Raw genomic sequence first — 13,566 nt, 5'->3', positions numbered from 1 at the left:
GGAACACTCCCCGTCTCACCATGTGGTCATCTGGACGCATCCAGCTTGCATGTCCATCCCGTGAAGTGCATTATCTTCACAGTAAGGTCATGAGCAATGATGCATGAATATACAGAAGAGAGGGCTGAATGAGGGCAGCTGTCGCGGGGGCCAGCGGCTACGCGGGGGGAGAGCTGCTCCGCCTCCTCCTCGGTCACCCCGAATTCGAGATCGGCGCGCTCACCGCGGCGTCCAGCGCGGGCAGCCGCCTCGGCGCCCACCAACCGCACCTGCCCCAGCTGGCCGACCGGGTCATCGAAGACACCGCCGCCGACACGCTGGCCGGGCATGACGTCGTCTTCCTCGCCCTGCCGCACGGCCACTCGGCCGCCGTCGCCGCCCAGCTCGGCGCGGAGACGATCGTCGTCGACTGCGGAGCCGACCACCGGCTCACCGACCCGGCCGCCTGGCAGGAGTTCTACGGGGGCGAGCACGCCGGGTCCTGGCCGTACGGGCTGCCCGAGCTGCCCGGCCAGCGGGAGATCCTCAAGACGGCCAGGCGCATCGCGGTCCCCGGCTGCTACCCGACCTCGGTCCTGCTGGCCCTGTCGCCCGCCTTCGCCGCGGGCCTGGCCGAGCCGGACGTGGTCGTGGTGGCCGCCAGCGGCACCAGCGGCGCCGGCAAGTCGCTCAAGCCCAACCTGCTCGGCAGCGAGGTCATGGGCTCGGTCAGCGCGTACGGCGTGGGCGGCGTCCACCGGCACACGCCCGAGATGGAGCAGGGCCTGTCGGCCGTGGCCGGGACCCCGGTCCGCGTCTCGTTCACCCCGACGCTGGCCCCCATGAGCCGCGGCATCCTCGCCACCTGCACGGCCCCGGCCGCGCCCGGCGTCACCAAGGAGTCGCTGCGGACGGCGTACGAGGCCGCGCTGAAGGCGGAACCGTTCGTCAAGCTCCTGCCCGAGGGCACGTGGCCGGCCACGTCCATGACCTACGGCGCCAACACCGCCGCCCTGCAGGTGACGCTCGACGAGCGCGCGGGCCGCGTGGTCGCCGTCATCGCCATCGACAATCTCACCAAGGGCACGGCCGGAGGCGCCGTCCAGAGCGTGAACCTCGCACTCGGCCTCCCCGAAGAGTTCGGCCTTCCCCTGACAGGAGTCGCACCGTGAGAGAGCGCAGCGAACGAACCAATGAGCACGGGCGTCCAACGCTTGCGTTGCCGACGAAGGAGGCGGCGTGAGCGTAACCGCACCACTCGGTTTCCGGGCCGCGGGCATCGCCGCAGGGATCAAGTCCGGCGGCGCCCGTGACCTGGCCCTCGTCGTCAACGACGGGCCCAGCAGGGCCGCCGCGGGCGTCTTCACCGCCAACCGCGTGAAGGCCGCCCCCGTGCTGTGGTCGCAGCAGGTCCTGGCCGGCGGACGGCTGCGCGCGGTCGTGCTCAACTCCGGCGGCGCCAACGCCTGCACCGGCCCCGAGGGCTTCCAGGACACCCACGCCACCGCCGAGAAGATGGCCGAGGTGCTCCAGGACTCCGCGGGCGAGGTCGCGGTCTGCTCCACCGGCCTGATCGGCGAGCGGCTGCCGATGGACGCGCTGCTGACCGGCGTGGAGACCGCCTCCACCCAGCTCTCGCGCGACGGCGGCCTGGCCGCCGCCGACGCCATCCGCACCACGGACACCGTCTCCAAGATCTCCTTCCGGCGCGGCAGCGGCTACATGGTCGGCGGCATGGCCAAGGGCGCGGGCATGCTCGCCCCCGCGCTGGCCACGATGCTGTGCGTGATCACCACGGACGCCGACCTCACCAGCGAGGAGCTCGACGCCGCGCTGCGCGGGGCCACGGCCAGGACGTTCGACCGCCTCGACACCGACGGCTGCATGTCCACCAACGACACCGTGCTCCTGCTGGCCAGCGGCGCCGCCGGGGTCAAGCCGGACCTCGCCGAGTTCGGGCAGAAGGTCCACGAGGTCTGCGCCGACCTGGCCAGGCAGCTCCTGGTCGACGCCGAGGGCGCCTCCAAGGCCATCGCCATCGAGGTCATCGGCGCCGACTCGGAGGACGACGCGGTCAAGGTCGGCCGCACGGTCTCCCGTTCCAACCTGCTCAAGTGCGCCATCCACGGCGAGGACCCCAACTGGGGCCGCGTCCTGGCCGCCGTCGGCACCACCGACGCGGTGTTCGAGCCCGACCGCCTGAACGTGGCCATCAACGGCATCTGGATCTGCCGCGGCGGCGCGGTCGGCGACGACCGCTCCAAGGTGGACATGCGCCCCAGGGACGTGACGATCACGATCGACCTGTCGGCCGGCCCGCACACCGCGACCGTGCACACCACGGACCTGACGGCCGAGTACGTCCACGAGAACTCGGCGTACTCCTCATGAGGGCCCTCAGCTCGCAGGCCAAGGCCGAGTCGCTGATCGAGGCGCTGCCCTGGCTCACCCGTTTCCACGGCGCGACCGTCGTCATCAAGTACGGCGGCAACGCCATGACCGACGAGTCGCTCAAGGCGGGCTTCGCCGAGGACGTCGTCTTCCTGCAGCACGCGGGCCTGCGCCCGGTCGTCGTGCACGGCGGCGGGCCGCAGATCAGCAGCGCGCTCGCCAAGCTGGGCATCGAGTCCACGTTCACCGCCGGGCTGCGGGTCACCACGCCGGAGGCCATGGAGGTCGTCAGGATGGTCCTGGTCGGCCAGGTCAACCGCGACATCGTGGGCCTGGTCAACCGGCACGGCCCGTTCGCCGTCGGCATGTCCGGCGAGGACGCCCACCTGTTCACGGCCGTGCGCAAGCACGCGATCGTGGACGGCGAGCCCGTGGACATCGGCCAGGTCGGCGAGATCATCAAGGTCGATCCGGGCGCGGTGCGGGCCCTGATCGACAACGGCCGCATCCCGGTCGTCTCCAGCGTGGCGCGCGGGGACGACGGGGAGATCTACAACGTGAACGCCGACACCGCCGCCGCCGCGCTGGCCGTGGCGCTCGGGGCGCAGAAGCTGATCGTCCTTACCGACGTCGAGGGCCTGTACGCCAACTGGCCCGACGACACCGACGTGATCGACGAGCTCAGCGCCGGCGAGCTCGAGAGGCTGATGCCGACGCTGTCCAGCGGCATGGTCCCCAAGATGGAGGCCTGCCTGACCGCGGTCCAGGGCGGCGTCCCGCAGGCCCACGTGCTCGACGGGCGTGTGCCGCACTCACTGCTGCTTGAGATATTCACCAATGAGGGAATCGGAACGATGGTGATGCCCTGATGAGCTTGTATCAGAGGTTCGAAACGGCCTTCATGCCCAACTACGGCGTCCCGCCGGTGGCGCTGGCACGAGGCGAGGGCACGCGCGTCTGGGACGTGGACGGCAACGAATACCTCGACTTCATCGGCGGCATCGCGACCAGCTCGCTCGGTCACGCCCACCCCGCCCTGGTCGAGGCGGTCTCCAAGCAGGTCGCCACGATCGCGCACACCAGCAACCTGTTCCTGCACGAGCCCGAGGTGCTGCTCGCCGAGAAGCTCCTCACCCTGCTGAACGCCCCGGGCAAGGTCTTCTTCGCCAACTCGGGCACCGAGGCCAACGAGGCCGCCTACAAGCTCGCCCTCAAATACGGCAGGCGCGAGGGCCGCTCCTATTTCGTGGCCGCAGAGAACGGTTTCCACGGCCGAACGATCGGCGCGCTGTCGCTGACCGGCAAGCCGTCGATCCGCGACCAGTTCGGCCCGTTCCCTGTCGACGTGCGCTTCGTCCCGTACGGCGACGCCGACGCGCTCAAGGAGGCCGTGACCGGCGACTGCATCGCGGTCTTCCTGGAGCCCACCCAGGGCGAGGCCGGCGTCGTGCCGCCGCCCGAGGGCTACTTCGAGGCGGCCCGCGAGATCTGCGACTCCACCGGCGCCCTCCTGGTCGCCGACGAGATCCAGTCCGCGATCGGCCGCACCGGCCATTGGTTCGCGCACCAGGCCGACGGCGTCACACCCGACATCCTGACCCTGGCCAAGGGCCTGGGCGGCGGGCTGCCGATCGGCGCGTGCATCGGGTTCGGCGACGCGGGCAAGCTGTTCGCCAAGGGCGACCACGGCTCGACGTTCGGCGGCAACCCGGTCGCGTGCGCCGCGGCCCTGGCCGTGCTCGGCAACCTCGACCTCGACCACGTCAAGTCGGCCTCCGCGCGGCTGCGCTCCGGCCTGGAGTCGATCCGGCACCCGCTGCTGAAGGGCGTGCGCGGGCGCGGCCTCTGGCTGGCCACCGTGCTGACCGAGCCCCGCGCGGCCGAGGTCCAAAAGGCCGCCCAGGGCGCCGGCTTCCTGGTCAACGCCCTCCAGCCGGACGCCGTACGCCTCGCGCCGCCGCTGGTCGTCACGGCGGAGGAGATCGACACGCTCGTGGCCGCGTACCCGGCGATCCTCGCGGAGGCGGCCAAGTGACTGTGCGACACTTCCTGCGCGACGACGACCTCACGCCCGCCGAGCAGGCGGAGGTGCTGGACCTGGCCGCGGCCATGAAGAAGGACCGCTTCGGCTACCGCCCGTTCGAGGGCCCGCAGACGGTCGCGGTCCTGTTCGACAAGCCGTCGGCCCGCACGCGCGTCTCCTTCCACACCGGCATCGGCGAGCTCGGCGGCCTGCCGCTGGTCGTGGACAACGTCTCGGTCCTCATGGGCCGCGGCGAGCCCACCGCCGACATCGCCCGGGTGCTCGACCGGCAGGTCGCCGCCATCGTGTGGCGCACCACCGCGCAGGAGCTCATCGAGGAGATGGCCGCGCACTCCCGGGTGCCGGTCGTCAACGCGCTCACCGACGAGTTCCACCCCTGCCAGATCCTGGCCGACCTGCAGACCGTCCAGGAGAGGCTGGGCCGGACCGCCGGGGTCACGCTCACCTACCTGGGCGACGGCGCCAACAACATGGCCCACTCCTACCTGCTCGGCGGGGCCACCGCCGGCATGCACGTACGGATCGCGGCCCCGGTCGGCTACCAGCCCGACGCGGTCATCCTCGACCAGGCCGCCGCCATCGCCGCCAGGACGGGCGGCTCGGTGATAGCGCTGTCCGACCCGGTGGCCGCCACCCAGGGCACGCACGTGATCGCCACCGACACGTGGGTGTCGATGGGCCAGGACGGCAAGGAGGCGCGGGTCGCCGCGCTCATGCCGTACCAGGTGAACTCCGCGCTGCTCGACCACGCCGCGTCCGACGCGATCGTGCTGCACTGCCTGCCCGCCTACCGCGACCACGAGATCACCGACGAGGTCCTCGAAGGCCCGAGGAGCGTCGTGTGGGACCAGGCGGAGAACCGGCTGCACGCCCAGAAGGCGCTTCTCCACTGGCTGGTGTCAAGGCGATGACGATCCCGATGACCAAGGCGGCGCGGCAGGCGAAGATCACCGATCTGCTGATGCGGCAGGCCGTGCGCTCCCAGCCGGAGCTGGCCAAGCTGCTGGCCGAGAGCGGCGTCGAGGTCACCCAGGCCACGCTCTCGCGTGACCTCGACGAGCTCGGCGCGCTCAAGCTGCGCGCCGACGACGGATCCCTGGTCTACGCCCTGCCCGGCGAGGGCGGGGCCCGGATCCCGCTCACCCGGCTGGGCACCGGCGAGAGCCCGGCCGCGCGGCTGCACCGCATCGCGGAGGAGCTGCTGGTCGGCGCCGAGGCGTCGGCCAACCTGATCATCGTACGGACTCCGCCGGGCGCGGCCCAGTTCCTGGCCTCCGCCATCGACCACGCCGACTGGGAGTCGATCCTCGGCACCGTCGCGGGCGACGACACGATTCTCGTCATCAGCCGCGACCCGACCGGCGGCCAGGCGGTCGCGGACGCGCTGCTGAAGGTGGCCGACCGGCGCGCCTAGCGCGCCGCCGAGCCAAGATCCGCATGACCCTGTACGGCGGTCCGGCCACTGTCACGAGCCACACCAGGATCGCCGCCGCACGAGACGCCAAGAAGGGGTGACTTGCACTATGGTCGCGGGGGACACGAAGGAGATAACGGTGAGTGATGGCAAGCCGATGCGGCTGTGGGGCGGGCGCTTCGAGAGCGGCCCGTCCGACGCGCTGGCCCGGCTGTCGGTGAGCGTGCACTTCGACTGGCGGCTCGTGCCGTACGACCTGGCCGCGTCCAGGGCGCACGCCCGCGTGCTGCACCGGGCGGAGCTGCTGAGCGACGAGGAGCTCGAGCGCATGATCGGCGCGCTCGACGACCTGGAGCGGGCCTGCAAGGCGGGCGAGTTCCGGCCGACGGTCGCCGACGAGGACGTGCACACGGCGCTGGAGCGCGGCCTGCTGGAGCGGCTCGGCTCGCTGGGCGGCAAGCTCCGCGCGGGGCGCTCGCGCAACGACCAGATCGCCACCGACCTGCGCCTCTATCTGCGCGATCACGCCCGCACGATCGTCTCCCGCCTGGTCGAGCTGGAGACGGCGCTCATGGCCCAGGCAGAGCAGCACGCCGAGACGGCCGCGCCCGGCATGACACACCTGCAGCACGCGCAGCCGGTGTCGTTCGGCCACCAGCTCCTGGCCCACGTGCACGCCTTCGCCCGCGACATCGACCGGCTCACCGACTGGGACAAGCGCGCCGCGATCTCCCCGCTCGGAGCCGGCGCGCTGGCGGGGTCGTCGCTCCCGCTCGACCCGCAGGCCGTGGCCGAGGAGCTCGGCTTCGCGGCCGCCGCGCCCAACTCGATGGACGCCGTCGCCGACCGTGACTTCGCGGCGGAGTTCCTGTTCGACGCGGCCATGATCGGCGTGCACCTGTCGCGGCTGGGCGAGGAGATCGTCCTGTGGGCCTCGCAGGAGTTCCGCTGGATCGAGATGGACGACGCCTACTCCACCGGCTCGTCGATCATGCCCCAGAAGAAGAACCCCGACGTCGCCGAGCTGGCCCGCGGCAAGTCCGGGCGCCTGATCGGCAACCTGATGTCGCTGCTGACCACGCTCAAGGGCCTGCCGCTGACCTACAACCGCGACCTGCAGGAGGACAAGGAGCCCGTCTTCGACGCCGTCGACACGCTGCTGCTGGTCCTGCCCGCGGTGGCCGGTCTGGTCGCGACCATGCGGGTCAACACCGCCCGCATGGAGTCCTCGGCGCCCGACGGGTTCGCGCTGGCCACCGACCTGGCCGAGCTGCTCGTACGCCGCGGGGTCCCCTTCCGCGAGGCCCACGAGGCGGTCGGCCACCTGGTGGTGTGGTGCCAGGTCAACGACAAGGACCTGGGCGACCTCACGGACGAGGAGCTGGTCAAGGTGTCCGCGCACCTGACGCCCGACGTGCGCGACGTGCTCAACGTGCCCGGCGCCCTGGCCGCGCGCAAGGCCCACGGCGGCACCGCGCCCGACCGCGTCCGCGACCAGCTCGTCGCGCTGCGGGAGGCGGTCGACACGCAGGCGGCATGGGCAGCGGGGAGCTGAGCTCCGCCGCGCTGCCGCGGGGGTTCTTCGACCGGCCGTCGCACGAGGTGGCGCCCGAGCTGCTCGGGCGCGTGCTCGCGCACGGCCCGGTCGCCGTGCGCCTGACCGAGGTCGAGGCGTACGGCGGCCCCGGCGAGGACCCGGCGGCGCACACCTACCGGGGCAAGACGCCGCGCAACGCCGTGATGTTCGGCCCGCCGGGACACATGTACGTGTACTTCACGTACGGCATGCACTTCTGCGCGAACCTGGTGTGCCTGCCGGAAGGCTTCGGCTCGGCCGTGCTGCTGCGGGCCGGCGAGGTGGTGGCGGGCATCGACGAGGCCCGCGCCCGGCGCTCCGCCATGGGCAACGGCAAGGCGATCCCCGACCGGGACCTCGCCCGCGGCCCGGCCAGACTGGCCGTGGTCCTCGGCCTGCTGCGCGAGCACAACGGCCTCGACGCCATCGCGCCGGCGCCCATCGCCTCCGGCCACCGGTTGACCGGGGTGCCCCATGGGGCCGCGGCGGTCCTGGAAGGCCGGGCGGCGGGGGCGGAGTCGGTCAGCTCAGGCCCGCGCACCGGCATCTCGACCGCCAAGGACACGCCGTGGCGGTTCTGGATCGACGGCGACCCGACCGTGTCGCCCTACCGCGCTCACGTACCCCGCCGCCGCAACGCCGCGGCCACCTCGGTCGGAGGGGCGTCCAAGTCGTGACGGCTGAAGATGTGCAGGTGGTCGCCGGTGTCGATCTCCAGGATCTCGCTCCGCCGCCCCCAGCGCCTGCTCACGTCGACCTTGATGTCCCGGATCGCCTCCCACGGCACGTGCCGCCTGCCCGCGAATCCGTGCACCACGGTGATCCCGCTCTGGTCGGCCGCCAGCCGTACGGGGGCGATCAGATCACGCAACCCCATCCCTCCGACCAGCACGGTCGCCGGGACGGCCAGGATCACGCCGCGGAGATCTCCGGAGACCCACCAGTAGACGGCGAGCCCAGCACACGCCAGAGCCCCTAAAATCTTGAAAACGGCCAGCTCGCGACGGACCCTCCACATGGAGACAGAGCGTATCCAAGTGGCGGTTCGCCCACGCGATCGGGCACGCTTGTCATACCTGACGTCCAACCTGTCCAACGTCTCAACGGAAAGCCGGCACCCGTGACCGACATTCTCGATGACCTCGCCTGGCGAGGGCTTATCGCTCAGTCCACCGACCTCGACGCCCTGCGCGCGTCCATGGCCAAGGGCCCGATCACGGTCTATTCCGGTTTTGACCCCACCGCCGCCTCCTTGCACGTGGGCCACTTCGTGCCGCTGCTCACGCTGCGCCGCCTCCAGCTCGCCGGGCACCGCCCGATCGGCCTGGTCGGCGGCGCCACCGGCCTGATCGGCGACCCGAGCGGGCGCAACACCGAGCGCTCGCTCAACGCCACCGAGGTCGTGGCGGAATGGGTGGAGCGCCTGCGCGGACAGGTCGGACGTTTCCTCGACTTCGACGTCCAGCCGAACGCCGCCCGCATGGTCAGCAACCTCGACTGGACCGGCGAGCTGAGCGCCATCGGCTTCCTGCGCGACATCGGCAAGCACTTCCCGGTCAACCGCATGCTCGCCAGGGAGTCCGTCTCCGCGCGCCTGCAGGGGGAGGGGCTGAGCTACACCGAGTTCAGCTACCAGATCCTCCAGGCCAACGACTACCTGGAGCTGTTCCGCCGCTACGACTGCACGCTGCAGATCGGCGGCAGCGACCAGTGGGGCAACATCACGGCCGGCGCCGACCTGGTCCGCCGCATCGAGGGCGCGCACGTCCACGCGCTCACCCTGCCGCTGATCACGAAGGCCGACGGCACCAAGTTCGGCAAGACGGCCGGTGGCGCCCTCTGGCTCGACCCGGAGATGACCTCGCCGTACGCCTTCTACCAGTACTTCCTCAACTCCGACGACCGTGACGTGATCCACTACCTCAAGGTCTTCACGTTCAAGAGCCGCGAGGAGATCGAGGCCCTGGAGAAGGCCGTCGCCGAACGCCCCTTCGCCCGCGAGGCGCAGCGGACGCTCGCCGAGGACCTCACGGAGCTGCTCCACGGCAAGGAGGAACTCGACGCGGTCGTGGCGGCCTCGAAGGCGCTCTTCGGCCAGGGCGCGCTGGAAGACCTGCCCGCCTCCACTCTGGGGGCGGCGCTGGCCGAGGTGCCGAAGGCCGCGATCCCGGAGGTCGGGGTGCCGTTCGTGGACCTCCTGGCCGACAGCGGCCTGGTGGAGTCGAAGTCGGCGGCCCGGCGGGCGGTGAAGGAGGGCGGGGCGTACCTCAACAACGTCAAGATCACCGACGAGGCGTACGTACCGGGCTCGGAAGACCTGCTCCACGGTCGGTTCATGGTGCTCCGGCGGGGCAAGAAGTCGATCGGCGGCGTCGAGGTCGGCTGACCTCCGCACACCGAAAGCGGGCCCTTCCCGGTTGGGGAAGGGCCCGCTTTCGCGTCATCCGATCATTGTCGGATCATCGTCGCACGAACAGCGCCACCGTCAGCCCCGGCAGCTCGGCCGAGTGCTTGGCCAGGCTCAGCTTGAACCCCGCCTTCACCACCTCGGCGACCCTCGGAACCGCTTCACCGTCGAGGCCCGACTGCTTGCTCCCGCGCCACACCACCCACACCCGCTCGCGCCCTTCCAGCGCCGCCGCCGCATCGGACCGCTCCGGGTACCCGAACCCGTCGGGCGAGGGCTCCTCACCGCTCTTGAGCACGTCGACGGGCATCGAGGAGTCCGCGTAGTACTCGAATCCGGTGCGGAGCTGGCTCTGGCCGTACACGATCGCGTCGTCGGGCTCGGCCTTGATCACGCGCAGGGCCCAGGGGATGTTCTCGAAGCGTCCGTTCTCCTCGCGCACGGTGATGTGCTCCTGGACGGACAGCGCGCACCCGAGCAGCACCACCACGACCGCGGCCACCACCTGGAACCGGGGGAGGGCCGCCACGGCGAGCCCGGCCAGCAGCGCCAGCGCGGGGGCGGTCACGAACAGGTACCGGTCCACGTAGACGGGCGTCACGAGCTGCGACACGGCAAGCAGCAGCACCGGGGGCAGCACCAGCCATCCCACCAGCGCGAACACCCACACCCTGCCGGCCACCGGTCCCGCGCCTTCACCCGGCGCCACTGATTCCGCGCTCCCGCGCGGTGCCACCGGTCCCGCGTCCCCGCGCGCCGCCACTGGTCCTGCGTCCCCGCGCGGCGCCATCGATCCCGTGTCCCCGCGCGCCGCCCTCCACAGCAGCACCGCACCGGCCAGCGCCAAGGCGAACAACATCACGCCCAGCCCGGTCGCGCCCGCCGCCATCTTCGGGAACTTGAGCCACACCTCCGGCCCACGCTGCGGGATCCAGCTGATCGCGTGCCGCTCCCCGAACCCCACCAGCCCCAGCACCGCGGCGGGCACGCTCCCGGCGGCCATGGCCGCCGGCATCGGCACCACCCAGGCCCGCCGTGCCAGCAGCAGGTGGGCGGGCAGCACCAGCACCGCGAACAGGTGGGTGGAGCACACGAGGGCCACCGCCACCCCGTACACCACCCACCGCCTGGCCTCGGACCGCTCCACGGCCCGATGCAACGCCCAGAACGAGAACACCACCGCGGCCGCGGCGAACGCGTACGACCTGGCGAAGGCCCCGAAATAGGACACCGAGGGCAGGATCGCGAAGATGGCGGCCGCGATCACCCCGGCCCGCGTGCTGTGCAGCCGCCGCCCCAGATCGACGAGGAACCAGGCGGCCACGCCGATCCCCACCGCCGACGGCAGCCGCAACCACAGCTCCGCCGTGCCCGCCTTCACCCAGAAGTGCATGAACAGGTAGTACGGGAGGAAGTGACCGTCGATGTGCCGCGCCAGCTCCCACATCCCGGACAGCGAACGGGAGGCGGCGCTGATGGTGGCCAGTTCGTCGCCGTTGAGGGTGGCGGATCCCGTGCCCGTGAATGCCGCGATGCCGGCGAGCACGGACATCCACCACGGGGTGGCGGCCGTACGGAGGCGTTTGGCGGGGCGGGCGGGGGGAGCGAGCGTGGCGGCAGTGGTCACCGGGGCAGGATACGCGGGGGAAGGTGGGGATTATTCGCGTTCACCCCTTATGCGGGACCGAGGGGCGTCGAGGCAGTCCCTCTGTGGTCACGGTCCCGCGAACGTTTCACCCCGGAACCCGAACCGACCCGCCCGCGTGGGGGTTCTTCCGTCCGGCAGTCCGCGCGGGATCCACCCGCTCCGGCCCCTGCGTCGGGAGTTCCCGTCCGGCTGTCTTGGTTCGGGCCCACCCGCTCGGGCGCCCGCGTCTGGTCTCCCATCCGGCCTCCGCGTCGGATTCATCCGCCCGAGCCGTCCGAGTCGGGTTTCTCCTGCCCGAGCGGTCCGAGTCGGGTTTCTCCCGCCCAGCCATCCACGCCGAACTCGCCCGTCCGAGCGTCTGCGCCGGATCCAGCGGTGCTGCCGTCCACGTCGGGCAACGCCTGCCCCTCACGCAGCAGTCGTGCGGCGCTTGAGGCGCGGCGCCTTCCTGCAACCGGCACCCGCGGCCTGCCGGGCACGTCCCGAGACAGCAGCGCGCCCCATCCCCGGGCCCCAGCATTCCCGGGCACGCCGGCCATCCCCTCATCCCCGCCGGGCACCTACAGCGCACCTGAAAAGAGGCCCCTTACAGAGCCGGAGGAACACCCGGGGATGGCGTCGCCGGGACCGGCGCGGTCATTGCCGAGTGACGCGCGTCGGCTTCATGACAATCACCACCCGCCGCTCGGCATCCCCGACCGGCCGCTTGTACTCCAGCCCGTACCGGTTGGCCAGCACGTCGAAGAAGTCACCCGAGGGGTCGGGGTCCAGCCGCTCGACCACGCCACGGATCTCCAGGTAGCGGTACGGCTGCTCAGGGTCGTTGATAGAGACCGCCATCTGCGGATGTTGCACGACATTTCGGTACTTGATGCGATCCGTGGTGGTCGTGAAGCGCAAGTACTCCCCATCCCAGATCGCCCAGACCGGGTTCACGTTGGGCGCCCCGTCGGCCCCGATCGTCGCCAGGTGGGCGAACAGCGGGCGCTCCAGCAGGTCCAGGTGGCTGTCGGGAATGATCACGTCTCTCCTCCAAAGCGTAGACACGCCCGAGGTTATCAAAGCTTTTATATCTATCAATGTTGTACTATTCCTACCATGGGGATGCCTGTAGACGAACGCCTCGGTCTGGACATCAAGCGTGCGGAGCAGGCCCTGATCGCGGCCAAGCAGGCCGCCGTCCGGCCGGCGGGGCTGACCGTTCCCCAGTACGCGACGCTGCTCGCGCTGGCCGGCAGCCCCGGCATCTCGGGCGCGGCGCTGGCGAGAGCGTGCCTGGTCACACCCCAGGCCATGACCGTCGTCCTCAAGAACCTGGAGGAACGCGGCTTCATCGAACGCTCACCGCACCCATGGCACCGCAACGTTCTGGAGACCCGGCTGACCGAGGCCGGGCGCGCGGCGCTGACGGCGGCGGATGAGCGGGCCACGGTGATCGAACGGGCGATCGCGAGCGAGTTCAGCCCGGAGGAGCGGAACCAGCTGCGGAGCCTGCTGGCCCGATGCAACGAGGCGATCGCCCGAGCCACCCTGGAGTTGTGACGCCGCCGGTTGTGTTGCTGGGCGGGCGGGGACGGGGGCGGTGGGGTGCCCGCCGCTTGGCGGGACCGGGCGTGACACGCCGTCTGGCGAGGCGATTTGACGTGTCGCGGATCGCGACCTAGTCTTTCAGTTCGCGCCGGGAGTGAGCCGGACGCCGATCACGGCGGACGGGCCCCCGCGCAAGCCCTTTGAAATGACGAGCCACTCGGCGGAGTCGCTTCGGCGCGCTCGGAGCCTGGGTCGTCGTCTGGTGCACTGGAGATCACCGAAAAATCGGTTGATTCGACAGGCTCTGGATGACACGGTAAGTTACGAGGGTTGCCCTGGGACAACCAGGGTGCACCATCCTAAGCAAGTCTGAGTGGTCTCCAGCAAATCCCCTGGATTTGACGGATGCCGAACAGCTCGGTAAATTTTAGGAAAGCGCGAGGCACGCCTCCGAGCGAAGGTCGAGAGACTTGAGCGAAGATGTACGCGTCCGTTTCTTGAGAACTCAACAGTGTGTTAAAAGCCAGTGCATGAGTAACACATGCATATCCCCGTCATTATTGACGGTTATTGCTTG

Annotated in this window: 13 protein-coding genes; 10 read left to right on the top strand and 3 right to left on the bottom strand. The window is 70.8% G+C overall.

The genetic code is table 11. The annotated features are described in order from the left end of the window. Window positions 1-128: 128 nt before the first annotated feature. The 8 genes from argC (at window position 129) to ACIBQ1_RS29155 (ending at window position 8,081) form a co-directional block, all read left to right on the top strand. Entirely contained in the window at window positions 129-1,151 is a 1,023-nt protein-coding gene (gene argC, locus ACIBQ1_RS29190; protein WP_397282484.1) for an N-acetyl-gamma-glutamyl-phosphate reductase, read from the top strand. A 67-nt stretch (window positions 1,152-1,218) separates the two neighbouring features. Further along, window positions 1,219-2,370 (top strand): bifunctional glutamate N-acetyltransferase/amino-acid acetyltransferase ArgJ, encoded by a 1,152-nt coding sequence (gene argJ / locus ACIBQ1_RS29185; RefSeq protein ID WP_397282483.1) that lies wholly within the window; start codon window positions 1,219-1,221, stop codon window positions 2,368-2,370. Then, window positions 2,367-3,239, top strand: a complete 873-nt coding sequence (gene argB, locus ACIBQ1_RS29180; RefSeq protein WP_397282481.1) for an acetylglutamate kinase — start codon at window positions 2,367-2,369, stop codon at window positions 3,237-3,239. Before argJ ends, argB begins: the two co-directional genes overlap by 4 nt. Then, a complete protein-coding gene (locus tag ACIBQ1_RS29175; RefSeq protein WP_397282480.1) occupies window positions 3,239-4,405 on the top strand; it encodes an acetylornithine transaminase in 1,167 nt (388 codons plus the stop codon). The genes argB and ACIBQ1_RS29175 overlap by 1 nt, the downstream gene beginning before the upstream one ends. 2 nt (window positions 4,406-4,407) lie before the next feature. Next, window positions 4,408-5,325, top strand: coding sequence for an ornithine carbamoyltransferase (gene argF, locus ACIBQ1_RS29170; RefSeq protein WP_397282732.1), 918 nt, complete (start codon window positions 4,408-4,410; stop codon window positions 5,323-5,325). Beyond that, window positions 5,322-5,828 (top strand): arginine repressor, encoded by a 507-nt coding sequence (locus tag ACIBQ1_RS29165; RefSeq protein WP_397282479.1) that lies wholly within the window; start codon window positions 5,322-5,324, stop codon window positions 5,826-5,828. Before argF ends, ACIBQ1_RS29165 begins: the two co-directional genes overlap by 4 nt. Window positions 5,829-5,937: 109 nt before the next feature. Then, window positions 5,938-7,383, top strand: coding sequence for an argininosuccinate lyase (argH, locus tag ACIBQ1_RS29160; protein ID WP_397282478.1), 1,446 nt, complete (start codon window positions 5,938-5,940; stop codon window positions 7,381-7,383). Beyond that, the gene (locus tag ACIBQ1_RS29155; RefSeq protein WP_397282477.1) at window positions 7,365-8,081 is read left to right on the top strand and encodes a DNA-3-methyladenine glycosylase; all 717 of its coding nucleotides are present in this window, start codon (window positions 7,365-7,367) and stop codon (window positions 8,079-8,081) included. The genes argH and ACIBQ1_RS29155 overlap by 19 nt, the downstream gene beginning before the upstream one ends. Here ACIBQ1_RS29155 and ACIBQ1_RS29150 read toward each other — a convergent pair. Continuing rightward, window positions 8,021-8,422 (bottom strand): PH domain-containing protein, encoded by a 402-nt coding sequence (locus ACIBQ1_RS29150; protein ID WP_397282476.1) that lies wholly within the window; start codon window positions 8,420-8,422, stop codon window positions 8,021-8,023. The two genes, ACIBQ1_RS29155 and ACIBQ1_RS29150, sit on opposite strands and share 61 nt — an antisense overlap. 102 nt (window positions 8,423-8,524) lie before the next feature. On the opposite strand from ACIBQ1_RS29150, the gene tyrS reads away from it, so the two are divergent. Continuing rightward, window positions 8,525-9,790, top strand: a complete 1,266-nt coding sequence (gene tyrS, locus ACIBQ1_RS29145; RefSeq protein ID WP_397282475.1) for a tyrosine--tRNA ligase — start codon at window positions 8,525-8,527, stop codon at window positions 9,788-9,790. A gap of 73 nt (window positions 9,791-9,863) precedes the next feature. On the opposite strand, the gene ACIBQ1_RS29140 is transcribed toward tyrS, so the two are convergent. Further along, a complete protein-coding gene (locus ACIBQ1_RS29140) occupies window positions 9,864-11,438 on the bottom strand; it encodes a glycosyltransferase family 39 protein (protein WP_397282473.1) in 1,575 nt (524 codons plus the stop codon). A 657-nt stretch (window positions 11,439-12,095) separates the two neighbouring features. Continuing rightward, window positions 12,096-12,482 (bottom strand): PPOX class F420-dependent oxidoreductase, encoded by a 387-nt coding sequence (locus tag ACIBQ1_RS29135; protein WP_397282471.1) that lies wholly within the window; start codon window positions 12,480-12,482, stop codon window positions 12,096-12,098. A 75-nt stretch (window positions 12,483-12,557) separates the two neighbouring features. On the opposite strand from ACIBQ1_RS29135, the gene ACIBQ1_RS29130 reads away from it, so the two are divergent. Further along, a complete protein-coding gene (locus ACIBQ1_RS29130) occupies window positions 12,558-13,001 on the top strand; it encodes a MarR family winged helix-turn-helix transcriptional regulator (RefSeq protein WP_397282469.1) in 444 nt (147 codons plus the stop codon). Window positions 13,002-13,566 lie beyond the last annotated feature (565 nt).

The organism is Nonomuraea sp. NPDC050153 (assembly GCF_044460125.1).
Lineage (GTDB): Bacteria > Actinomycetota > Actinomycetes > Streptosporangiales > Streptosporangiaceae > Nonomuraea.
This window is presented reverse-complemented; position numbering and strand designations above follow the sequence as displayed.